Origin of the sequence: Caenimonas sedimenti (assembly GCF_007833165.1) — a bacterium.
In the GTDB taxonomy this organism is placed as follows: Bacteria; Pseudomonadota; Gammaproteobacteria; order Burkholderiales; family Burkholderiaceae_C; genus Ramlibacter; species Ramlibacter sedimenti.
The window spans coordinates 79,773-101,481 of the sequence record NZ_VOBQ01000004.1; the positions used below are offsets into that span (position 1 = coordinate 79,773).

Genomic DNA, 21,709 nt, shown 5'->3' on the forward strand with positions numbered 1-21,709 from the left:
CCTACTTCCAGGGCGTCGGGTCGGGGATCGCGCAAACCGGCTCGACATCGACCGTCTTGAAGTCCGCCGGCGAGACGATCTCCAAGTATTCCATGTCCGGCGAATAGTCGAACAGGAAGTGCCGGATGCCGGGCCGCTGGTGCACGCAGTCTCCGGCCGAAACCAGCGTCTCCTGGTCCTCGTACATGAACTTCGCCCAGCCCTTGAGCATGATCACGATCTGGAACTCCGCCTCATGGCGGTGCCAGCCCGTGCCCTTCTCCGGTGCCATGTTGGCCTTGACGAGGTGCGCGATGACCTTGCCATGCGTGGCCTCCGCGACGCCGAGGTCGCGGTAGAGGAAGAAATCCCGGAGGCCGCCGGACACGTAGTCGGTGTCGGTCGGCTTCACGTGAGAGAACGTGGTCTTGGTGCGATCCAGCATGCTTTCTCCTGATCCGGCGCCGGGTCGGCACCGCATCCGTGCGCATGCATCAACCGTTCCCGGCCCTCTGGGATAATCCCCCCTCATGAGCGGCAACACCTTCGGCACCCTGTTCGCGGTCACCAACTTCGGCGAATCGCATGGGCCCGCCATCGGCTGCGTGATCGACGGCTGCCCGCCCGGCATGGAACTGTCGGAGGCGGACATCCAGCCCGACCTCGACCGGCGCCGCCCCGGCACCAGCCGCCATGTCACACAGCGGCAGGAAGAGGACAAGGTCGAGATCCTCTCGGGCACCTACGAAGGCAAGACGACGGGCACGCCCATCTGCCTGTTGATCCGCAACACCGACCAGCGCAGCAAGGACTATTCGGAGATCGGGCAGAAGTTCCGGCCCGGGCACGCCGACTACGCCTACCTGCAGAAGTACGGCCTGCGCGACCCGCGCGGCGGCGGCCGCTCCTCGGCGCGCCTGACGGCCCCCACGGTCGCGGCCGGCGCGGTCGCCAGAAAGTGGCTGCAGCAGCAATACGGCACCGTCTTCCGCGGCTGCATGCAGCAGGTGGGCGACGTCGCGATCGGTTTCGAGAGCTGGGACCACGTGCCCAACAACCCGTTCTTTGCCCCCGTGGCCGATGTGTCGGAGCTCGAGGCCTACATGGACCGCCTGCGCAAGGCCGGCGACTCCTGCGGCGCCCGCATCCGCGTCACGGCCAGCGGCGTGCCGGTGGGCCTGGGCGAGCCGCTGTACGACAAGCTCGATGCCGACATCGCCTACGCCATGATGGGCCTGAACGCGGTGAAGGGCGTGGAGATCGGCGCCGGCTTCGCCAGCGTCACCCAGCGCGGTTCCACGCATGGCGACTCGCTCACGCCGCAGGGCTTCGCCAGCAACAACGCCGGCGGCACGCTGGGCGGCATCAGCACCGGGCAGGACCTGGAAGTGTCGATCGCGATCAAGCCCACCAGCTCGATCATCACGCCGCGCGACACTATCGACATGCAGGGGCAGGCCACGCAGATCGTCACCAAGGGCCGGCATGACCCCTGCGTCGGCATCCGCGCGACGCCCATCGCCGAGGCGCTGCTGGCGCTGGTGGTGATCGAGCATGCGCTGCGGCAGCGTGCGCAATGCGGCGATGTGCGCGCGCCGCTCGAACCCATCGGATCTTCCTTCCTCTAGCGCATGACGCAGCCGGCGGCGGCGGGCCTCCGCCAGCTCGTGCCGTTCGCGGCGCTGTCCGCGACCTACTTCGCGCACATCGGCTTCTTCAACCCCTATCTGCCGCTGTGGCTGAAGGCGCAGGGCCTGCCCATCGTCGTCATCAGCCTGCTGGCCTCGGTGCAGTCGTTCACCCGCGTGTTCGCGCCGTATGCCTGGGGCGCGCTCAGCGACCACACCGGCGAGCGCGTCAAGCTGCTGCGCATCAGCGCCGTCCTGGCGCTGGCGGCCTCCGCGGGGCTCTGGGTGGACGGTGGTGCCTGGTGGATCGCGCTGGTGCTGCTCCTGCTGTTCACCAACACCAGCTCGATGATGTCGCTGACCGAGGCCGCCATGGCCAACCTGGTGGCCGGCGACTGGGGCCGCTACGGCAAGGTACGCCTCTGGGGCTCGGCCGGGTTCATGGTGACCGTGTTCGCCGCCGGTGCCTGGTTCGAGCAGCACGGCATGGCCAGCTTCCCGGCCTGGACGGCGATGACGCTGGCTGGCGTGCTGCTGTGCACGCTCTGGCTGCCGAGCGCCCGCGAGCCGCGCCACGCACACGAAGCGCGCGAGCCGGTCGGCCCGGTGCTGCGCCGTCCGGTGGTGCGCTGGTTTTTCGCCGCGTTGTTCTTCCACGTGATGGCGCACTTCGCCATCTACGGCTTCTACTCCCTGTACCTCGATTCCCTGGGCTACAGCAAGGCGACCATCGGGGCGCTCTGGGCCGTCTCCGTGGTGGTCGAGATCGCCTGGTTCTACGCCCAGGGCCGCCTGATCGGCCGCTTCTCCATGGAGGGCTGGCTGGCCATCTGCGGTGCCGCCGCGGTGCTGCGGATGGCGATGACCGCGGGTCTGGGCGATTGGCTCTTCGCCTTGTTCCTGGCCCAGCTGCTGCACGCCTGGACCTTCGCGGCCCACCACACGGCCTGCATCGCCATGGTGACGAAGCACTTCCCCGGACGCCTGCGGGCACGCGGCCAGGCGGTGTTCACCGTCGTCGGGTATGGGTTCGGCGGCGTGCTGGGTGTGCTGGCGGGCGGCGCCATCGCGTCACGCTGGGGCTTCGAGGCGATGTTCGGCATCGCCACGGTGCTGGCCGCCCTGGGGACGGCATGCGCGATGCGGGTGAACCGGCTTGAGGCTGTTTCTCCCTCTCCCGCCGGCGGGAGAGGGCCGGGGTGAGGGTGGAGGCGCGCCAAGACCCTCACCCCAACCCTCTCCCGCAGGCGGGGAGAGGGAGCAGTGCAGGATTTTTCCGCCTGCGTCATCATCACGGTTGTGAAGACCGTGCTGCACCTTGCCAAGTACGCCTGGGCCGCCCCCTACTCGGCGCTCGGCCTGCTGCTGGGCGCGCTCGCGTTGTTGGGCGGGGCCCATTGGCAACGCCGGGCCGGCACGCTGGAATTCGCCGGCGGGCGGTTCGGGGCGGTCCTGTCGCGACTGCCGCCGCCCTTGGCCTTTTCGGCGATGACGCTGGGGCACGTCATCCTGGCCGTCGACCGGATGGCATTGGCGGAACTGCGGCAGCACGAGCAGGTGCACGTGCGCCAGTACGAGCGCTGGGGGCCGCTGTTCCTGCCGGCGTATTTCGCATCCAGCCTCGTGCAGTTGCTGCGCGGCCGCAACCCCTACATCGAGAACCACTTCGAGCGCGAGGCGCGCGCGCGCGCGGCCGACCGCCAAGGCTAACCCCATGCAAACCACCCGTCTCGGCCGCACCGGCCTGAAAGTCTCGCGCATCTGCCTGGGCATGATGACTTATGGCACGCCGGCCTGGCGGCCCTGGGTGATGACCGAGGAGGCCGCGCGGCCGGTGGTGCGCCACGCGGTGGAGCTCGGCATCAACTTCTTCGACACCGCCGACATGTACTCGGGCGGCGAGAGCGAGGTGCTCACCGGCAAGTTCATCCGCGAGTTCTGCCAGCGGGAAGAAGTCGTCATCGCCACCAAGGTCTACTACCCGGTCGACCTCGGCTTCAAGGGCGGCGCCTCGGCGGCCGCCAAGCCCGACCGCCGGCCCAACATGGACGGCCTGTCGCGCAAGCGGATCTTCCACGCGGTCGACCAGAGCCTGCAGCGGCTCGGCACCGACTACATCGACCTCTACCAGATCCACCGGCTCGACCCCGACACGTCGATGGACGAGATCATGGAGGCGCTGCACGACGTGGTGAAGGCCGGCAAGGTGCGCTACATCGGCGCTTCCAGCATGTACGCCTGGCAGTTCGCGAAGATGCAGCAGATCGCGAAGGAGCGCGGCTTCACCGCCTTCGCCAGCATGCAGAACCACTACAACCTGGCGTACCGCGAGGAAGAGCGCGAGATGATCCCGTTGTGCCGCGACCAGGGCGTGGCGTTGATCCCCTGGAGCCCGCTCGCCCGCGGCTTCCTGGCCGGCAACCGCAAGGCGCAGGACAAGGACGCGGGCGCAACCGCGCGCGCCAAGACCGACGACATCGCGCAGAACTACTACTACCGCGACAGCGATTTCCAGGTGGTGGAGGCGCTGACGGCGGCGGCACAGGCCAAGGGGGTGAGCAACGCGACGCTCGCCTATGCCTGGCTGCTGCGCAAGGGCGTGACGGCGCCGATCGTCGGGGCGAGCAAGACCTACCAGCTCGACCAGGCCGTGGCGGCCCTCGACGTGACGCTCACCGACGACGAAGTCCGCGCGCTCGAAGCCCCGTACCGGCCGCACCCGATTCTGGGTCACGTGTAGGCATCGTCCGACGCGGGTGTTCGCATTTGTCGGCGACGCGGTGTCCTGAGGGGGACCGAGCATGGGCGGCTAACCAGGAGCCGCAGAATGCAAGACAAGCCCAAAGCCAAGGACAACAAGGACGCGAAGGACACGGTCGAGAAGCAACGCGAGTTGCAGCGCGAGCAGGACCGCAAGGAACCCGCGCAAGGAGAATCCGGCGGTGCCAAGGAAAAGCCCGCCGTGCAGACCAGCGCACGCAAGCAGCCGGACGAACTCCCCGCGCAACACCTGCAGAAGCCCGGCCTCGAAGCCGACATGGACCTCAAGCCGCGCTTCCTGGCACCCGACTACCGCGGCAGCGGCAAGCTCAAAGGTATGGTCGCGCTCATCACCGGCGGCGACTCCGGCATCGGCCGCTCGGTGGCCGTGCTGTACGCGCGCGAGGGCGCGGACGTCGCCATCGTCTACCTCAGCTCGCACGAGGATGCGGAAGAGACCAAAAGGTACGTGGAACAGGAAGGCCGCCAGTGCCTGCTGATCGCCGGTGACGTGAAGGATCCGGCGTTCTGCAAGCAGTCGGTCGAGAAAACCGTGGAAGAGTTCGACCGCCTCGACATCCTGGTGAACAACGCCGCCTTCCAGCTGCATGCGCATGCCCTGGAAGACATCACCGACGAGCGGCTCGACGAAACCTTCAAGACCAACATCTACGGCTACTTCTACATGGCGCGCGCCGCCTTGCCGCACCTGAAGCAGGGCGCCTGCATCATCAACACCGGCTCGGTGGTGGGCTTGAAGGGCAGCAAGGAGCTGCTGGACTATTCGGCGACCAAGGGCGCCATCCACGCCTTCACCATGTCGCTCGCCTCCAGCCTGATCGAGAAGGGCATCCGCGTGAATGCGGTGGCGCCCGGCCCGGTGTGGACGCCGCTCAACCCCGCCGACCGCAGCGCCGAGGAGATCACCGAGTTCGGCAAGCAGACCGATTTCAAGCGGCCCGCCCAGCCCGAGGAGCTGTCGCCCGCCTACGTGTTCCTGGCCGCGCCGAGCTGCGCCAGCTACATCACGGGCATCGTCCTGCCGGTGACCGGCAAAGTGGGGAGCTGAGAGCAGGGACTTTCCGCGGCGGCTAGCATCCGGGGATGCCCCAGACCCTCAAGATCGATTTCGTCTCCGACGTCGCGTGCCCCTGGTGCGCCGTCGGCCTGGCCTCGCTGGAGACCGCGCTGCGCAAGCTCGACGGCGAGGTCGCCGTCGAGATGCACTTCCAGCCGTTCGAGCTGAACCCGGACATGCCGCCCGGCGGCCAGGACGTGACCGAGCACCTCACGCAGAAGTACGGGTCGACGGCCGAGCAGCAGGCGGTGGCGCGCGAAGGGATCCGCAAGCGCGGCGAGGAGGTCGGCTTCAGCTTCCGCAAGGAGGGCCGCGGCCGCGTCTACAACACCTTCGATGCGCATCGGCTGCTGCACTGGGCCGGGTTGCAGGGCGCGGATGTCCAGCGCAAGCTGAAGATGGCGCTGCTGGAGGCCTATCACGGCCAGGGCCGCAGCATGGAAGACCAGGCCGTCCTGCTGGATGCGGTGACGCAAGCCGGGTTGGACCGCGCGGAAGGCGAGACCGTGCTGAAGGAGGGGCGCTACGCCCAGGAAGTGCGGGCCACCGAACAGCACTTCCAGTCGCTCGGCATCCGGGCCGTGCCCTCCGTGATCATCAACGACCGGCACCTGATCCAGGGCGGGCAGCCGCCCGAGATGTTCGAGCAGGCGCTGCGCCAGCTCGCGGCGCAAGGCGAATAGCCAGCGCTAGGAGCCTGGGCGGCAGAGAAACGGGCCTGCGTTGGGCCGAGAACAGGGCTCAGGCTAGGCGCGGTCGCGGGTCAAGACTGGCCGTCTTGACCCGTGACCGGAACGACGCATGAGCCCTGTTCTCGGCCCAACCCTTCGGGCCGGTACCTGAATCAGCGCCATGCGTCGTTACGGCCTCCTTGAGTGCGAAAGCACACGGCGTCGGCCGCGCCTAGCCTGGCGCTGATTCAGGTGCCGGCGCAGGCCCGTTTCTCTGCCGCCCAGGCTCCTAGGCCGTGCCGCCCACGGTCAACCCGTCGATCCGCAACGTCGGCTGCCCCACGCCGACCGGCACGCTCTGGCCTTCCTTGCCGCAGGTGCCCACGCCGGTATCCAGCTTCATGTCGTTGCCGATCATGGTGACGCGGGTGAGCGCATCCGGCCCGTTGCCGACGATGGTGGCGCCCTTCACCGGGTACTGGATCTTGCCCTTTTCGACCCAATAGGCCTCGCTGGCGGAGAAGACGAACTTGCCGGAGGTGATGTCCACCTGTCCGCCGCCGAAGTTGCTGGCGAACAGGCCCTTCTCGATGCTGGCCACGATCTCGGCCGGGTCGCGATCGCCGCCCAGCATGTACGTGTTGGTCATCCGCGGCATGGGGATGTGCGCGTAGCTCTCGCGACGGCCGTTGCCGGTGGGCGCCACGCCCATGAGCCGGGCGTTCAGCGAGTCCTGGATGTAGCCGCGCAGGATGCCATCCTCGATCAGCACGTTGCGCTGGCTGGTGTTGCCCTCGTCGTCCACGTTCAGCGAGCCGCGGCGGTCGGCGATCGTGCCGTCGTCCAGCACGGTCACGCCTTTGGCGGCGACGCGTTGGCCGATGCGGCCGGCAAAGGCGCTGGAGCCCTTGCGGTTGAAATCGCCCTCCAGCCCGTGGCCCACGGCCTCGTGCAGCAGGATGCCGGGCCAGCCCGGGCCGAGGACCACGGTCATCTCGCCGGCGGGGGCCGGGCGCGATTCCAGGTTGGTCAGCGCCGCATGCACGGCATCCTTGACGTAGCCTTCCAGGTGCTCGTCGTCGAAGTAGGCCAGGCCGAACCGGCCGCCCCCGCCGCCGGAACCCATCTCGCGGCGGCCGTTCTGCTCGGCGATCACCGTGACCGACAGGCGCACGAGGGGCCGCACGTCCGCGGCCATGGTGCCGTCGGCGCGCGCCACCAGCACCACGTCGTATTCGCTGGCCAGGCCGGCCATGACTTGCACCACTCGCGGGTCCTTCTTGCGCGCGAGTTGTTCGACCTTCTCCAGCAGCTTGACCTTGGCCGTGCTGTCCAGCGAGGCGATGGGATCCACCCCGTTGTAAAGCGATCGGCTGCCCGCGACCCGGGGCGAAGGCACCTTGACCCGGGCACCCTTGGCCGCCGCCGCGATGGTGCGCACGGTCCGCGCCGCGTCCAGCAGCGAGGCCTCGGAGATGTCGTCGGAATACGCGAAAGCCGTCTTTTCGCCGCTCACCGCGCGCACGCCGACGCCCTGGTCGATGCTGAAGCTGCCGGTCTTGACGATGCCCTCTTCCAGGCTCCAGCCCTCGCTGCGCGTGTACTGGAAATACAGGTCCGCGTCATCCACCTTGTGCGCGCGGATCTCCGCCAGCGCCCGCACGAGGTGCGTTTCGTCGAGGCCGAAGGGTTCGAGCAGCAGCGCGCGGGCCGTGGCCAGGCGTTCGATGGTGGGTTCGCGGGAGATCATGGCCTGATTCTAGGCCGGGGCCCGTTCTCGGCGGGTAAGCAGGGGTTCAGGCGGCGGGGCCGGCCACGGTTCTCAGCAGTGGGCGCTGCGCCAGGTCGTCCAGCAGCGACCGCGCGGTCGGATAGCGGTCGGCCGGGTTCTTGGCCATGAGCTTCTCGACGACCGGCTGCAGGCCCTCGTGCTCCAGCGGCAGCATGGGCGTCGGCGCGCTCAAGTGCCGCGCCAGCAGCAGGTCCAGCGAATCGGCCCGGAAAGGCCGTTCGCCGGCCAGCATCTCGTACATCATCACGCCCAGGCTGTACATGTCGGTCGCCGGGGTGATGGCATGGCCGGCCACCTGTTCGGGGCTCAGGTAGTACGGCGTGCCCACGACGTCGCCGTGGCGGGTCTGCGTGAGTGCCATGTTCTCGGCGGCCAGCATCGACTTGGCCACGCCGAAGTCGGCCAGCGCCACGGAGCCGTCGGGCCGCAGCATGATGTTCTCGGGTTTCAGGTCGCGGTGGATGATGCCGCGCTCGTGGATCGCGTCGAGCGCCATCGCCACCTGGCTGATGACGGCCAGCACCCGTTTCTGGTTCATGCCCGCGTTGAGTTCCGAACGCAGGTCGCCACGCTCGAAATACTCCATGGCGATGTAGGCGTGGTCGTCGGTGAAGCCTTGGTCGTAGATGCGGATCACGTGCGGATCGACGATGCGCGACAGCAGCGTGTATTCCTGGATGAAGCGCGACAGGTGCTCGCTGGTGGCCTTGCCCGCCGCATCCAGCACCTTCAGCACCACCGGCAGGCCGTCGTCTTCCCGGATGGCCAGGTAGACCTCGGTCATGCCCCCGGAGCCGATCTTGCGGCTCAGGCGGTAGCCCTTGAGCCTGAGCGGCGCCTCACCCGGCTGGAACTGCGCGTCCATCAGCGAGGTCAGCTTGCTCTTGAGCGCCCCCTTCACCGCGCGCGCCGTGATCTCGGAGTTGACCTGCACCGCCGCCCGGATCTCCGCCGCGCGCTCGGTCAGCGTGGCCATGCCGTGCTGCTTGTCTTCCAGGTTGGTGACCAGGCCGACGATTTCCGCGACGTCCACGTAGCCGTGCCGACCGCGCACCGCCAGCGACGTCATTCCGCTGGTCTGCACGCCATCGCCAGCGCGCGTGAGGGTGGCGTTGCTCGCCACCACCGTCCAGCCCAGCTCCTTGCTGGCCGCCTCGAGCCGCGCCGCCGTGTTCACCGTGTCGCCGATCGGGGTGGTTTCCTTGTTCTGGATCGTGCCCAGCCGGCAGATGGTGACCTCGCCGGAATGCAGCCCCACCCCGATGGCGAAGGGCGGGAGGCCGCGCTCGCCGAAACGCTGGTCGAGCCAGCTGCGGAATTCATGGGTGGCCAGGGCCATCGCGAGGGCCGCCGAGACCGCCCGGCGTGCCGCTGGAATCGGCGAGCCGCCCGCGGTGTCCGCGAACACCGCCATCAGCCCGTCGCCGATGAACTTCAGGTGGCGGCCGCCGTTGGTCAGCACCGGCTCGGCCGTCCGCTCGAAATACTGCGTCAGGAGTTCGGCCACTTCGCTGGACTCCAGCTTCTCGGCGAGCGAGGTGAAGTTGCGGATGTCCGAGAACAGCACCGTCGCCTCGATCACCTGGTCGGTGATGGCGCCTTCGGGCGCTTCCAGGCCGAACTTGTCCGGCACCCGGTTGCCGCCCAGGCTTTCGGTGAAGGCCTGGCGCAGGTGGTCTTCCCGCACCTGCACGGCGTACTGGATGGAGTCGGCGATGCGTCCGCGCTTCTTCAGCAGGCCCTCCAGGGCTTCCAGCAGCTCGACCCGCGTGAAAGGCTTGGCCAGGTAGTCGTCGGCCCCCGCCGTCATGCCGCGCCGCATGCTGGCCCGGTCGTCCAGGGCGGTGAGCAGCATCACGCAGGTGTTCGCGATCAGGGCGTCGGCGCGCACGGCCTCCAGCAACGCGAAGCCGTCCATCTCGGGCATGCTGATGTCGGAGATGACCAGGTCCGGATGCAGCTGCCGGACGCGTTCCAGCCCCTCGCGCCCATTGATGGCGGTCGCGATTTCATAGCCCTCGAGCTTCAGCAGCCGGGCGATGTTGTTGCGGATCGCGTCGTCGTCCTCGACGATCAGGATGGTGGTCATGGGCGCTCAACAGGCGGTAGCGGCAAGGTGACGCTGAACATGCTGCCTGCCCCTAGTTTACTGATGACCCGGATTTCCCCGCCATGGAGTTCGACGCAGCGCTTCACGATGGCAAGCCCCAGGCCGGATCCAGGCCGGTGACCGACGTTCGCGCCGCGCCGGAAACTTTCGAACAGATGGGGCAGGTCCTCCTCGGCGATCCCGATGCCGGAGTCACTCACCTGCAGCTTGAGTGAGGTCTCTCCGCATTCCATGGCCAGGGCCACTTCCGTTCCCTCAGGTGAGTACTTGCACCCGTTGGACAGCAGGTTGGCCAGGATGTACTGGACCAGCCGGGCATCGACTGCGCGCACCCCCGCCGCGCCGGCCCGCAGCACCAGCAAATGCCGCGGCTGCGCCGACCGGACCTCGGCCACGGCCTGCCGGCACAGGCTCTCCAGGTCGGTCGGCCGGGGCTGGAAGGTCAGGCGCCCGGCCTCCGCCTTGCCCAGCGTCAGCATGTCTTCCAGCATCAGTTGCATCCGCTTCGCCGCGGCGACCAGGTCGCCCATGATCCCGCGCTGTTCGTCCGCGCCGATCTTGTCGCCGTAGTGCTCGATCAGTTCGGCCGACGAGAGGATGGCGGCCAGCGGCGTGCGGAACTCGTGCGAGGCCATGGACAGCAGCTTGGTCTTGATCTCGCCCAGTTCGCGCTCACGGGCCAGCGCCTTGTCCTTTTCCTGGGCGGCCTGGATGCGCCCGGTCACGTCCACATAAGTCCAGACCGTGCCCTCCACCCCATCCTGGGTCACCGCGGTGCCATCGATCTGCACCCACAACAGGCTCGCGTCCTTGCGGCGCATGCGCACTTCGCCGCTGTAGCGGCCGGTCGCGGCGATGCGCCGGTAGGCCTCGGCGCCGACGCGCTCGAAGTCCGCGTCGCTGGCATAGTGGATCCTGGTTTCCTGGCCGAGGAGTTCGGCGGGCTCATAGCCCAGCATGGCTGCCAGGGTGCGGTTGAGCCATTGGTGGCGGCGTTCGACCAGGAAGCAGACGCCGACGGTCGCGGTCTGCAGGATCGCCTCGCGCTCGGCCAGGGCCTTCTTGAGCGCTTCGTCCAGCGCATGCCGCTCGGTGGTGTCCTTCAGGAAGAACAGGTTGGCGGGCGCGCCTTCCCATTCGATCACGACGCCGTTGATCTCGACCCAGCGCACACCCCCGTCGTCGCGCAGGAAGCGCGCCTCGTACGCCGGCACCGCTTCACCGACGGTACGGCGGTCGCGCAGCCGGGCCACCATCGCCCGGTCGTCGGGGTGCACGTATTCGATCATCGGGCGGCCGCCGGCCTGTTCGGCGGTCACGCCCAGCAGGGCCAGGCATTGCTGGTTGGCAAAACGGATGGCGCCGCCCTGGCCGACCGCGATGCCCTCGACCGCGTGCTCGACCATCGTCCGGTAGCGGCGCAGGTCCGCCGCCAGCTCCAGCGAGCCGGCCTGCACGTCGGGCACGGTGCCTAACGAGGTGCCACGGTGATCCACTGCCATTCGAGCCAATTGTCCGCGCGGTGCACGACGTTCACGTTGCTGCGCGCGGCCCAGGGGATCACCTGCCGGTGCAGGGGGAGGTGGTGCACCTGTTCATTGTGCTCGCGCAGGGCCGCCTTGATCAACTGCTCGCGCTTCCCCGCATCGGGCTCCTTGCCGGAAGCAACCGCGAGCTCGTCGAGCTTGGGGTTCTTGTGGTTGCCCCAGTTGTAGTAGCCCACGCCGCCTTCGCCGCGCGACCGCATGATGGGCGTGAGCGTGGTTTCGGCGTCGGTGATGGCGCCACCCCAGCCCAGCATGTACATCGACACGTCGAGCTTCTCCGCCTTCGGGAAGTAGTTGGCCCGGGGCTGCGCCACCACCTTCACCTTGACGCCGATCTGCGACCACATCCCGGCCAGCGCCACGCAGATCTCCTCGTCGTTGATGTAGCGGTTGTTGGGGCAATCCAGCTGCACTTCGAAGCCCTGGGGATAGCCCGCCTCGGCCATCAGGGCGCGGGCGCGCGCCAGGTCGAACGGCAGGCGCTTCTCGATGTCCGGGTCGTTGTAGCCGCCGAGGGGCGACGGCGTGATCGAGCCCGTGGGCAACGCCTGGCCGCGCATCAGGCGCGAGCGCATCGCCTCGATGTCCACGGCGTGGTACAGCGCGCGGCGCACCCGGACGTCCTTGAACGGGTTCTTGCCCTTGACGCTGCTGTACAGGAGCTCGTCGCGGGCCTGGTCCATGCCGATGAAGATGGCGCGGTTCTCGACGCCGTCGACCACCTTCACCCCCTGGGTGGCGCGCAACTTGGGCACGTCCTGCGGCGAGGGATCGAGCACGAAATCGAGCTCGCCGGAGATCAGGGCCGCGGTGCGCGTCGCGTCGCTCCCCACGGGCGTGTACACCACCTCCTGCAGGTTGCCTTCGATTCGCCCCCAATACGCCGGGTTGCGCTTGAACACCGTGCGCTGGTCCGGCCGGCGCGAGACCAGCACGAACGGCCCCGTGCCGTTGGCGTTGAGCACCGTGTACTTGTCCTCCCGGTTCTTGAAATCCTGCGGGGCGGCGGCGTTGTTCTTCTCGGTCCATGCCTTGTTCATGATGAACACGAGCGACGCATGCTGCAGGAAGATCGGGTTGAACTGCTGGAGGACGAATTCGACGGTGAGGTCATCCACCTTGCGCGGCGCGCCCATGGCCATGGCGTAGGCCCGGAACGGCGAGGCTGCGTGCTGCGCGCGCACGATCGAGAAGACCACGTCGTCCGCGCCGAACGGTGCCCCGTCGTGGAACTTGACGCCGCCGCGCAGCTTCATGCGCCAAAGCGTCGGGTTCACCTGCGACCATTCGGTCGCCAGGCTGGGCACGATGTTCAGCTGCTTGTCGCGCGCCACCAGGGTGTCGTAGACCTGGCCGTTGATCGAGTTGGTGAGCAGTTCGTTCTGCGAATGCGGGTCCAGGGTCTGGGCATCGCCCTGGCTGGACCAGCGCAGCGTCTGGGCGTTCGCGGCGGCGGCAAGGCCGGCCAGGAACAGGATGGCGGCGAAACGAAGGGTCATGGCGGCTCCCGAAGGTTGGGTGGGAGCCATTGTGGGAACGGCGGGCGCCGCGCCACCGCGCGCAAATCAGCTTGACGGGGTGGGCGGAATGTGCAACCCCGCCAGCAGGGCGAAGAGCGCCGCGTCGTCCTGGCCGGCCAGGCCTTGCCGCACCGCGTGGTCGAACACGCCGTGCGCGGCCGGGCCCAGCGGCCCGCTGAAGCCGGCGGTGCGCGCCGCTTCGAGCGCCAGCCTTGTGTCTTTGTGCAACAGCGTCAGGTGCGCGCGCGGCGTGTAGTCGCCGGCGATGGCGCGGCGCAAACGGTCGGAGCCGATCCAGCTCTGGCCGCTGGATTGCTCGATCACGTCCAGCGTCCGTCCCAGGTCCAGTCCGAGCTGGCGCGCCAGCGCCAGGGCTTCGGCCGCGCCTGCCAGGTTGATGCCGGCCAGCAGGTTGTTGACCAGCTTGGTGCGGGCGCCGTCCCCCGGACGCTCGCTGATGCGGAACAGCTTGGCGCTGAGCGTGTGCAGCAAGGTGCGATGCTGCTCGAACACGGCGTCCGGGCAGGCCACCATCAGGCTCATGGTGCCGTCGCGGGCGCGCGCCGGACCGCCCGACATCGGCGCGTCGATCGTGGACAACCCGCGTTCGGCCAACTGCCCGGCGATGCGCTCGACGTCGCCCGGCGCGATGGTGGGGCACAGCAGCACGGCCTGGCCCGGACGCAGGGCCGCGGCCGCGCCATCCGTGCCGAAAAGGACTTCCTGCGTCTGGTCCGCATCGATCACGCAGACGATGAGCGCGTCGCTGCCGCCGGCCGCCGCCGCGGGTGTCGCCGCGGCCTGCGCGCCTTGCGTCACCAGCTCGCGCACCTTCTGGGGCACGAGGTCGCAGACCCGCACGGTCCAGCCTTGCTCCAGCAAGCGGCCCGCCATCCCGCCCCCCATGTTGCCGGCACCGACGATGCCCACGGTGCCTGCGGCGCTCACGATTGCACCAGCCGCTTGGCCTTGGAAATCGACATCAGGATCCCCAGCGCCATGCCGAGCGTCACCATCGCCGTGCCGCCGTAGCTGATGAAGGGCAAGGGCACCCCCACCACCGGCAGGATGCCGCTCACCATGCCCATGTTCACGAAGGCATAGGTGAAGAAGATCATGGTGACCGCGCCCGCCAGCAGGCGGGAGAACAGGGTGGACGCTTCCAGCGCGATGGCCAGCCCGCGCAGCACCAGGAACAGGAAGGCTGCGATCAGGCAGAGATTGCCCACCAGCCCGAACTCCTCGGAGAAGGCGGCGAAGATGAAGTCCGTGGTGCGCTCGGGGATGAACTCCAGGTGGGTCTGCGTGCCCTGCATGAAGCCCTTGCCGAACAGGCCGCCCGAGCCGATGGCGATCATCCCCTGGATGATGTGGAAGCCCTTGCCCAGCGGGTCCTTGCTCGGGTCCAGCAGGGTGCAGATGCGCTGCTGCTGGTAGTCGTGCAGGATGGGCCAGCGGAAGCCCTGCGCGCACAGGGTGGATTCGAAGAACACCAGCAGCCCGATCCCGACCAGGCCCAGCGCGAAGGGCGGCAGGATCAGCTTCCAGGGCAAGCCGGCGAAAAAGATCACGGACAAGCCCGCCGCCATCACCAGCAGCGAGGTGCCCAGGTCGGGCTGTTTCATGATCAGGCCGACCGGTACCGCCAGCAGCAGCCCGGCGACGATGAAGTCGAGCGGCCGCAACTGGCCTTCGCGCTTCTGGAACCACCAGGCCAGCATCAGCGGCATGGCGATCTTGAGGATCTCGCTGGGCTGGATGACGATGCCGAGGTTGATCCAGCGCCTGGCGCCCTTCTTGGTGATGCCGAAGATCGCCACGGCGATCAGCAGGCCGACGCCGAGAACGTAAAGCGGCACCGCGAAGCTCATCAGCCGCTGCGGCGGAACCTGGGCCACCACGAACATGATGAAGCCTGCCAGCAGCATGTTGCGGCCATGATCCATGAAGCGCGTGCCATGGTCGAAGCCGGACGAATACATCGTCAGCATGCCCGCGCAGGCGAGCAGGAAGACCGCAAAGGCGAGCGGCCCGTCGAACCCATGCACCATGGGCGCCATCCGGTGGCGAAGCGAGGGTTTGTCGAAGACTGCGGACATGGGAGGCGCCAATTATCCCTGGTGGCAAGATCGGGGAATGGACGCCAGCTCGACCGTCACGCATCTTCTTTACCTCCACGGCTTCCGGTCGTCGCCGCAATCCTTCAAGGCGCGCCGCATGGAAGCGCGCGTCCGCGCCGAGCATCCAGGCGTCACCTGGTGGTGCCCGCAGCTGCCGCCCTCGCCGCGGGAGGCGGCCGACCTGATGCTGCGTGGCACCGCCGCCTGGCCGGCCGGCCGGATGGCGGTGGTCGGCTCCTCGCTCGGCGGCTACTACGCGACCTGGTTCGCCGAACGGCACGCTTGCCGGGCGGTGCTGCTCAACCCCGCCGTGCATGCCGCGCGCGACCTGGCCCGGTACGTCGGCGAGCAGACGGCGTACCACGACCCCGCGCAGCATTTCACCTTCGAGCCGCATTTCGTGGACGAGTTGCGCGCGCTCGAAGCCGGGCCCGTCGCCGACCCGGCGCGCTACTTCGCCATCATCGCCAAGGGCGACGAGGTGCTTGACTGGCGCGAGATGACGGGCCGCTACCCCGGCGCGCGGATCAAGTTGCTGGAAGGCGGCGACCATGCGCTGTCCGATTTCGACGACCACCTGGACTCAGTCCTCGACTTCCTGCGGCTCGCCTGAGCGGGAGGGCGCCGCCGGGCCGCGTGTGACAATCCAGTCATGTTTGTGTTGTTCGAAGAAGCCGGCAAGTTCCTGGCCGGCCGCGTGTTGTCGGAGGCGGATGCTTCCGCGCAGGTGGAGCTGGCGAGCGGCAAGCGCGTGAAGGTCAAGGCCGCCAACGTCCTGCTGAAGTTCGACAAGCCCCAACCTGCTGAATTGCTGCTCGAAGCCGAGGCCGTGGCCGCCGGCATCGAGCTGGACCTCGCCTGGGAGTTCGCGCCCGATGAAGAGTTCGGGTTCGCCGACCTCGCCAGGGACTACTTCAGCGACAAGGCCACCCTGGCCCAGCAGGCTGGCGCACTGTTGCGCCTGTTCGAGGCGCCCCACTACTTCCGGCGCGCCGGCAAGGGCCGCTTCCGCAAAGCCCCGGCCGACGTGCTGCAACAGGCGCTGGCCGCCATCGAGAAGAAGAAGCAGGTGCAGGCGCAGATCGAGGCCTGGGCCGCCGAGCTCGTGGCCGGCAGCTGCCCGCCTGCGATCCGCGAGCAGCTTTACAAGATCCTCTTCAAGCCGGACAAGAACGCCCCCGAATACAAGGCGGTGGTCGAGGCGTCCCGCAACAGCCACACGGCGCCGCTCGACCTGCTGCAGAAGGCCGGCGCGATCGACTCGCCCTACCAGTTCCACTGGAAGCGCTTCCTGCTGGAATACTTCCCCAAGGGCACCGGCTTCCCGCCGCTCGCCGCGCCTGCCGTCAAGGACGACCTGCCGCTGGCCGCGGTGCAGGCCTTCTCGGTCGACGACTCCAGCACCACCGAGATCGACGATGCGCTGTCGGTGCAGGGGCTGGGCAGCGGCACCGTGACGGTGGGCGTGCACATCGCGGCGCCCGGGCTCGCCGTGCAGCCGGGTACGCCGCTCGACCAGGTGGCGCGGCAACGGCTCTCCACCGTCTACATGCCTGGCTACAAGATCACGATGCTGCCGGACGACGTGGTGCAGGCTTACACCTTGCAGGAGGGCCGGGCCTGCCCCGCCTTGTCGCTCTACGTGACTTACGACGAGGCGAGTCTGCTGCCCACCGGCAGTGAAACGCGGCTGGAGCAGGTCCCCATCGCCGCCAACCTGCGGCATGACCAGCTCGATGAACATCTCACCGAAGCCTGGCTCGACGACGCCGCATCGCCGGATGGTGGCGTGCCCCCGGCCGCGGCCCGCTTCCGGCCGGAGCTGTCGTTCCTGTTCCGCCTGGCCAGGCAGCTGAAGGCGCAGCGCGAAGTCGTGCGCGGCAAGCCCGAGAACTTCAACCGCCCCGACTACAACTTCCGCCTCCGGCGCGACGACACCGGCGAGCCGCAAGGCGCCGAGCCGGTGGAGATCACGGTGCGGCGGCGCGGTGCCCCGCTGGACCTGATCGTGGCCGAGGCGATGATCCTGGCCAACAGCACCTGGGGGAACTGGCTGTCGGAGCTCGGCGTGCCCGCCATCTACCGCAGCCAGGCCAGCCTGGCGCCCGGCGTCAAGGTCCGCATGGGCACCAAGGCGTTGCCGCACGCCGGCATCGGCGTGAAAAGCTACGCCTGGAGCACTTCGCCGCTGCGCCGTTACACCGACCTGGTGAACCAGTGGCAGATCATCGCGGCCGCGAAGCATGGACGCACGGCGGCACTCGCGGCGCCCTTCAAGCCCAAGGACGCCGAACTCTTTTCGATCATCTCCGGCTTCGACGCCGCGTACAGCGCCTACAACGGCCACCAGGCCGGCATGGAGCGCTACTGGACGCTGAAGTACCTCCAGCAGGAGGGCGTGCGGGAACTCGACGCCACCGTCTTCAAGGAGGGCCTGGCGCGCGCCGACACGCTGCCGCTGGTGCTGCCGGTGCTGGGGACGGCCGACCTGCCGCGCGGCGCGCGCGTGCGCCTGAAGCTGGGCGACATCGACCTGATCACCCTCGACGTCGCCGGCACCGTGCTGCAGCGCCTCGATACCGTGCCGGCGGTGACGTCGGAAGAAGACGACAGCGACGAGGAGCCCGTGGCCGGCCCGATTGCCATTGCCGTGGATGTCACCGACACTGAACCGTCGTGAGCCTGAAGTCCCTGAGCCCCCTGCAGATCGCGCTGGGCGTGTCGGTCGCCGTCCACGCCGTCCTCCTCACCGTGCGCTTCGTCGACCCCGAGGCGTTCAACCGCGTCTTCCAGGACACCCCGCTCGAAGTGGTGCTGGTCAACGCGCGCACCAACGAAAAGCCGGACCGCGCGCAAGCGATCGCGCAATCCAGCCTGGCCGGCGGCGGTGAAGCCGAAAAGGGCCGCGCGACCTCGCCGCTGCCGCCCTCCGCGCTGACGAGCATCGGCGACGCCGCCGAGGACGCCCAGCGCAAGATCGACGCGATGCAGGAGCAGCAGATGCTGATGCTCGCGCAGCTGAAGCAGGCGCTGGCGTCATTGCCGCCGGCCGATCCGAAGCAGGTGCAGACCACGCCGGAAGCATCGTCGCGCGAGGAAAAACGCCGCCACCTGACCAAGCTGCTGGCCGAGATCGAGCGGCGCATCAACGAAGAGAACGCGCGGCCGAAGAAGCGCTACATCAGCCCGTCGACGCGCGAAGAGGTCTACGCCATCTACTACGACCAGTTGCGCCGCCGCATCGAGGACCGCGGCACCCAGAACTTCCCCGAGGCCGCCGGCAAGAAGATGTACGGCGAGCTGACCATGATCGTGACCGTCAACTTCGACGGCCGCGTGCTCGAGACGGAGATCGTCGAGACCTCGGGCAACCTCACGCTGGACCGCCGCGCCATGAGCATCGCCAAGGCCGCCGGCCCGTTCGGCCGCTTCAACGACGCCATGCGCCAGCGGGCCGACCAGATCGTCGTGGTCTCGCGCTTCAAGTTCACGCGTGACGACACGCTCGAAACGAAATTGACCACGCGATGAGTCAGGATGCGGACCAGTACTGCGTGATGGGCAACCCGGTCGCGCACAGCAAGTCGCCGTGGATCCACGCGCGCTTCGCCGCTCTGACAGGACAGCACATCGAATACGGCCGCCGGCTGATCCCGATGGACGGCTTCGTCGCGGCCCTGCAGGCCTTCCAGGCGGAAGGCGGCAAGGGCTGCAACATCACCGTGCCTTTCAAGTTCGAGGCGGCGACGATGTTGAGCCGGCGCAGCGCCCGGGCGGCTCTCGCGGGCGCCTGCAACACCCTGCGCTTCGACGGCGGCTTCGTCGTCGGCGACAACACCGATGGCGTCGGCCTGGTGGCCGACATCCAGCGCAACGCCGGGGTGGCGCTGGCGGGCACCGACGTGCTGCTGGTCGGCGCCGGCGGGGCCGCGGCTGGCGTCCTGGGTCCGATCATCGACGCGCGCCCGCGCCAGGTGACGATCGTCAACCGGACGCCCGAAAAGGCACGCAAGCTCGTGGTCTCGCACACGGCCCTGGCCGAGGCGAGCGGCGTGGCACTCTCCTGCGCCGGCCTCGAGGACGTGGGCGGTGCGTTCGACGTGGTGGTCAATGCCACCGCCAGCAGCCTGAACGGTGGCGGCATTCCCGTCGCCGCCACGGTGCTCAAGCCGGGTGGGCTGGCCTACGACATGATGTACGGCCCGGCCGCGCGGGATTTCCTGGCCTGGGCCGGCGCCCACGGCGCGGTCGCGCGCGATGGCCTGGGCATGCTGGTGGAGCAGGCGGCGGAGGCCTTCCATGTCTTCCGCGGCGTCCGGCCTCCCTCGGCGCAGGTGCTGGCGGAGCTGCGCGCGGAAATGGCCGCATGAAGGGCGCGCTGCGGTGGGTGGCGCTGGTGGTGGCGGCGGGGCTGGCGCTCCAGCTGTTCTTCCTGCTGCGCATCGCGCTCATGGCCACCGTCGCCCCCGAATCCACCACGTTCCAGCGTTCCGAAGCCTGGCGCATCGCGCGTGACAAGGACAAGCTGCGCTGGCGCCAGCAATGGGTGCCGTATGCGCGGATTTCGGACCATCTCAAGCGCGCGGTGATCGCGTCGGAGGACGGCACCTTTGCCAGCCACGAAGGCGTCGACTGGAATGCGCTGGAGAAAGCCTGGGAGCGCAATGCGAAGGCGGAGCAGGAAGCCGCGCGGCGCAGCAACCGGCCGGCAGCGAAGGCGGCAGCTGCGACGGCCAGGCCGGCGCGACCTCCCAAGGTCGTGGGCGGCTCCACCATCACGCAGCAGCTGGCGAAGAACCTGCTGCTGTCCGGCGAGCGCACGCTGCTGCGCAAGGGCCAGGAGATCGTGCTGACCTTCGCGCTGGAGAAAATGCTGTCCAAGGAGCGCATCCTGGAGATCTATCTGAACAGCGTCGAATGGGGCGAAGGCGTGTTCGGCGCGGAAGCCGCCGCGCAGCACTACTACCGCAAGCCGGCCGAGCGCCTGTCACCTTACGAGGCCGCCCGGCTCGCCGTCATGCTGCCCAGCCCCAAGCTGTTCGAGCAGCGGCCGAATTCGGGGTATCTCGCGGGGCGGGCCTCGACGATCTCGGCGCGGATGCGGGACGCGGAGCTGCCTTAAGTCGGCGATAATCCCGGGTTGCTCCACAACCGCTGGGTTCCTGCTTTCCACTCGCCCGTCCGCCCTGGCCGTCCTCCATGTTTCCGAATGCAAAGATCGCCATCATCGGCCTGGGCTACGTCGGCCTGCCGCTCGCCGTTGAATTCGGCAAGCAAAGGGCGGTGCTCGGCTTCGACATCGATGGGGCACGCATCGCGCAGTTGCGCGATGGGATCGACCGCACGCAGGAAGTGACGACCGAGGAGCTCCGGCAGGCTTCGAGCCTGTCGTTCTCCAGCGCACCCGGCGACCTGCGCGATTGCGGCGTCTTCATCGTGACCGTGCCGACGCCGATCGACGAGGCCAAGCGCCCGGACCTCACTCCCCTGGTCAGCGCTTCACGCATGGTGGGCGCCGCATTGGCACCGGGCGCGGTCGTGATCTACGAATCCACGGTTTTTCCGGGCTGCACCGAGGAGGTCTGTGTCCCGGTCCTGGAGGAGGCCTCCGGTCTTGTCTTCAACCGCGACTTCTTCTGTGGCTACAGCCCCGAGCGCATCAATCCCGGAGACAAGGTCAACACCCTGACCAAGATCCGCAAGATCACCAGCGGATCCACGCCGGAGGTCGCCTTGGCGGTGGACGCCCTGTACCGCAGCATCATCGGCGCCGGCACCTATCCGGCGGCGAGCCTGAAGGTCGCCGAGGCTGCCAAAGTGATCGAGAACACCCAGCGCGACCTCAACATCGCCCTGGTGAACGAGCTGTCCGTCATCTTCGCGCGGCTGGGGATCGACACGCTCGACGTGCTGGAGGCGGCGGGCAGCAAGTGGAACTTCCTGCCCTTCCGCCCCGGCATGGTCGGCGGGCACTGCATCGGCGTGGACCCGTATTACCTGACGCACAAGGCCGAGGAAGTGGGCTACAACCCCCAGGTCATCCTCGCCGGCCGACGGATCAACGACAACATGGCGCGCTACGCGGCGCGCAACGTCGTCAAGCTGATGTCCCGCAATGGCATCGACGTTTCCAAGAGCAAGGTCGGTGTGCTGGGCATCACCTTCAAGGAGAACTGCCCCGACATCCGCAACAGCAAGGTGGTCGACCTGGTGCGCGAGTTGCAGGACTGGGGAGTCCAGGTCGAGGTCGTCGATCCGATGGCGGATGCCGGTGAACTCGCACGCGAGTATGGGCTGCAGCTTGGAACCGTCGGTCCTGAGGCGCCGGTCGATGCGCTGGTCGTCGCGGTCGGGCACAGCGCTTACCGCCACCTGTCCGCCGCGCAGCTCATGGCTCTGTGCAAGCCCGGGCGTCCGGTCATCGGCGACCTCAAGAGCCTTTACGAGCGGGCGGAACTGGCAGCGGCCGGGTTCACCGTGTTCCGCCTCTGAATCAACCATCCA

General features: G+C 68.3%; 19 protein-coding genes. 12 read left to right on the forward strand and 7 right to left on the reverse strand.

Annotated elements, in window-relative coordinates; genetic code table 11:
- Position 1: 1 nt before the first annotated feature.
- Positions 2-424, reverse strand: coding sequence for a cupin domain-containing protein (locus FN976_RS05005; protein WP_145891630.1), 423 nt, complete (start codon positions 422-424; stop codon positions 2-4).
- 85 nt (positions 425-509) lie between these two features.
- Between FN976_RS05005 and aroC the strand changes: the two genes are divergently transcribed.
- The 6 genes from aroC to FN976_RS05035 all read left to right on the forward strand — a co-directional run bounded on the left by aroC (position 510) and on the right by FN976_RS05035 (position 6,128).
- Positions 510-1,607: a chorismate synthase gene (gene aroC / locus FN976_RS05010; RefSeq protein WP_145891632.1), complete on the forward strand. Its 1,098-nt coding sequence runs from the start codon at positions 510-512 to the stop codon at positions 1,605-1,607.
- A 3-nt stretch (positions 1,608-1,610) separates the two neighbouring features.
- Positions 1,611-2,810, forward strand: a complete 1,200-nt coding sequence (locus FN976_RS05015; protein WP_145891634.1) for an MFS transporter — start codon at positions 1,611-1,613, stop codon at positions 2,808-2,810.
- A 60-nt stretch (positions 2,811-2,870) separates the two neighbouring features.
- Positions 2,871-3,317: a signal peptide prediction gene (locus tag FN976_RS05020; protein ID WP_255440137.1), complete on the forward strand. Its 447-nt coding sequence runs from the start codon at positions 2,871-2,873 to the stop codon at positions 3,315-3,317.
- Between the two features lie 4 nt (positions 3,318-3,321).
- Positions 3,322-4,347 carry an aldo/keto reductase gene (locus FN976_RS05025; protein ID WP_145891636.1) on the forward strand — a complete coding sequence of 342 codons (1,026 nt, stop codon included), beginning with the start codon at positions 3,322-3,324 and terminating at the stop codon, positions 4,345-4,347.
- An 87-nt stretch (positions 4,348-4,434) separates the two neighbouring features.
- Positions 4,435-5,436 (forward strand): SDR family oxidoreductase, encoded by a 1,002-nt coding sequence (locus FN976_RS05030; protein WP_145891638.1) that lies wholly within the window; start codon positions 4,435-4,437, stop codon positions 5,434-5,436.
- 35 nt (positions 5,437-5,471) lie between these two features.
- Positions 5,472-6,128 carry a DsbA family oxidoreductase gene (locus tag FN976_RS05035; RefSeq protein ID WP_145891640.1) on the forward strand — a complete coding sequence of 219 codons (657 nt, stop codon included), beginning with the start codon at positions 5,472-5,474 and terminating at the stop codon, positions 6,126-6,128.
- A gap of 277 nt (positions 6,129-6,405) precedes the next feature.
- On the opposite strand, the gene tldD is transcribed toward FN976_RS05035, so the two are convergent.
- From tldD to rodA, 6 genes are all read right to left on the reverse strand, one after another.
- Positions 6,406-7,866, reverse strand: coding sequence for a metalloprotease TldD (gene tldD, locus FN976_RS05040; protein ID WP_145891642.1), 1,461 nt, complete (start codon positions 7,864-7,866; stop codon positions 6,406-6,408).
- 46 nt (positions 7,867-7,912) lie between these two features.
- Positions 7,913-9,997, reverse strand: a complete 2,085-nt coding sequence (locus FN976_RS05045) for a protein kinase domain-containing protein (protein ID WP_145891644.1) — start codon at positions 9,995-9,997, stop codon at positions 7,913-7,915.
- On the reverse strand, positions 9,994-11,520 hold the full coding sequence (locus tag FN976_RS05050; RefSeq protein WP_145891646.1) for a sensor histidine kinase: 1,527 nt from the start codon (positions 11,518-11,520) through the stop codon (positions 9,994-9,996). The genes FN976_RS05045 and FN976_RS05050 overlap by 4 nt, the downstream gene beginning before the upstream one ends.
- Positions 11,490-13,064: an ABC transporter substrate-binding protein gene (locus FN976_RS05055; protein WP_145891648.1), complete on the reverse strand. Its 1,575-nt coding sequence runs from the start codon at positions 13,062-13,064 to the stop codon at positions 11,490-11,492. Before FN976_RS05055 ends, FN976_RS05050 begins: the two co-directional genes overlap by 31 nt.
- Positions 13,065-13,130: 66 nt before the next feature.
- Complete coding sequence (locus FN976_RS05060; RefSeq protein ID WP_145891650.1) at positions 13,131-14,033, reverse strand: NAD(P)-dependent oxidoreductase; 903 nt, start codon at positions 14,031-14,033, stop codon at positions 13,131-13,133.
- Entirely contained in the window at positions 14,030-15,184 is a 1,155-nt protein-coding gene (gene rodA / locus FN976_RS05065; RefSeq protein WP_145891652.1) for a rod shape-determining protein RodA, read from the reverse strand. The genes FN976_RS05060 and rodA overlap by 4 nt, the downstream gene beginning before the upstream one ends.
- 37 nt (positions 15,185-15,221) lie before the next feature.
- Here rodA and FN976_RS05070 point away from each other — a divergent pair, with 37 nt between their 5' ends.
- From FN976_RS05070 to FN976_RS05095, 6 genes are all read left to right on the forward strand, one after another.
- Positions 15,222-15,818 carry a YqiA/YcfP family alpha/beta fold hydrolase gene (locus tag FN976_RS05070; protein ID WP_145891654.1) on the forward strand — a complete coding sequence of 199 codons (597 nt, stop codon included), beginning with the start codon at positions 15,222-15,224 and terminating at the stop codon, positions 15,816-15,818.
- A gap of 39 nt (positions 15,819-15,857) precedes the next feature.
- A complete protein-coding gene (locus tag FN976_RS05075) occupies positions 15,858-17,885 on the forward strand; it encodes a ribonuclease catalytic domain-containing protein (protein WP_145891656.1) in 2,028 nt (675 codons plus the stop codon).
- A 2-nt stretch (positions 17,886-17,887) separates the two neighbouring features.
- Positions 17,888-18,736 (forward strand): energy transducer TonB, encoded by an 849-nt coding sequence (locus FN976_RS05080; protein WP_145892338.1) that lies wholly within the window; start codon positions 17,888-17,890, stop codon positions 18,734-18,736.
- Positions 18,733-19,575: a shikimate dehydrogenase gene (gene aroE, locus FN976_RS05085; RefSeq protein ID WP_145891658.1), complete on the forward strand. Its 843-nt coding sequence runs from the start codon at positions 18,733-18,735 to the stop codon at positions 19,573-19,575. Before FN976_RS05080 ends, aroE begins: the two co-directional genes overlap by 4 nt.
- Positions 19,572-20,327, forward strand: coding sequence for a transglycosylase domain-containing protein (locus FN976_RS05090; RefSeq protein ID WP_145891659.1), 756 nt, complete (start codon positions 19,572-19,574; stop codon positions 20,325-20,327). The genes aroE and FN976_RS05090 overlap by 4 nt, the downstream gene beginning before the upstream one ends.
- A gap of 77 nt (positions 20,328-20,404) precedes the next feature.
- The gene (locus FN976_RS05095) at positions 20,405-21,697 is read left to right on the forward strand and encodes a nucleotide sugar dehydrogenase (protein WP_145891660.1); all 1,293 of its coding nucleotides are present in this window, start codon (positions 20,405-20,407) and stop codon (positions 21,695-21,697) included.
- Positions 21,698-21,709: the final 12 nt, after the last annotated feature.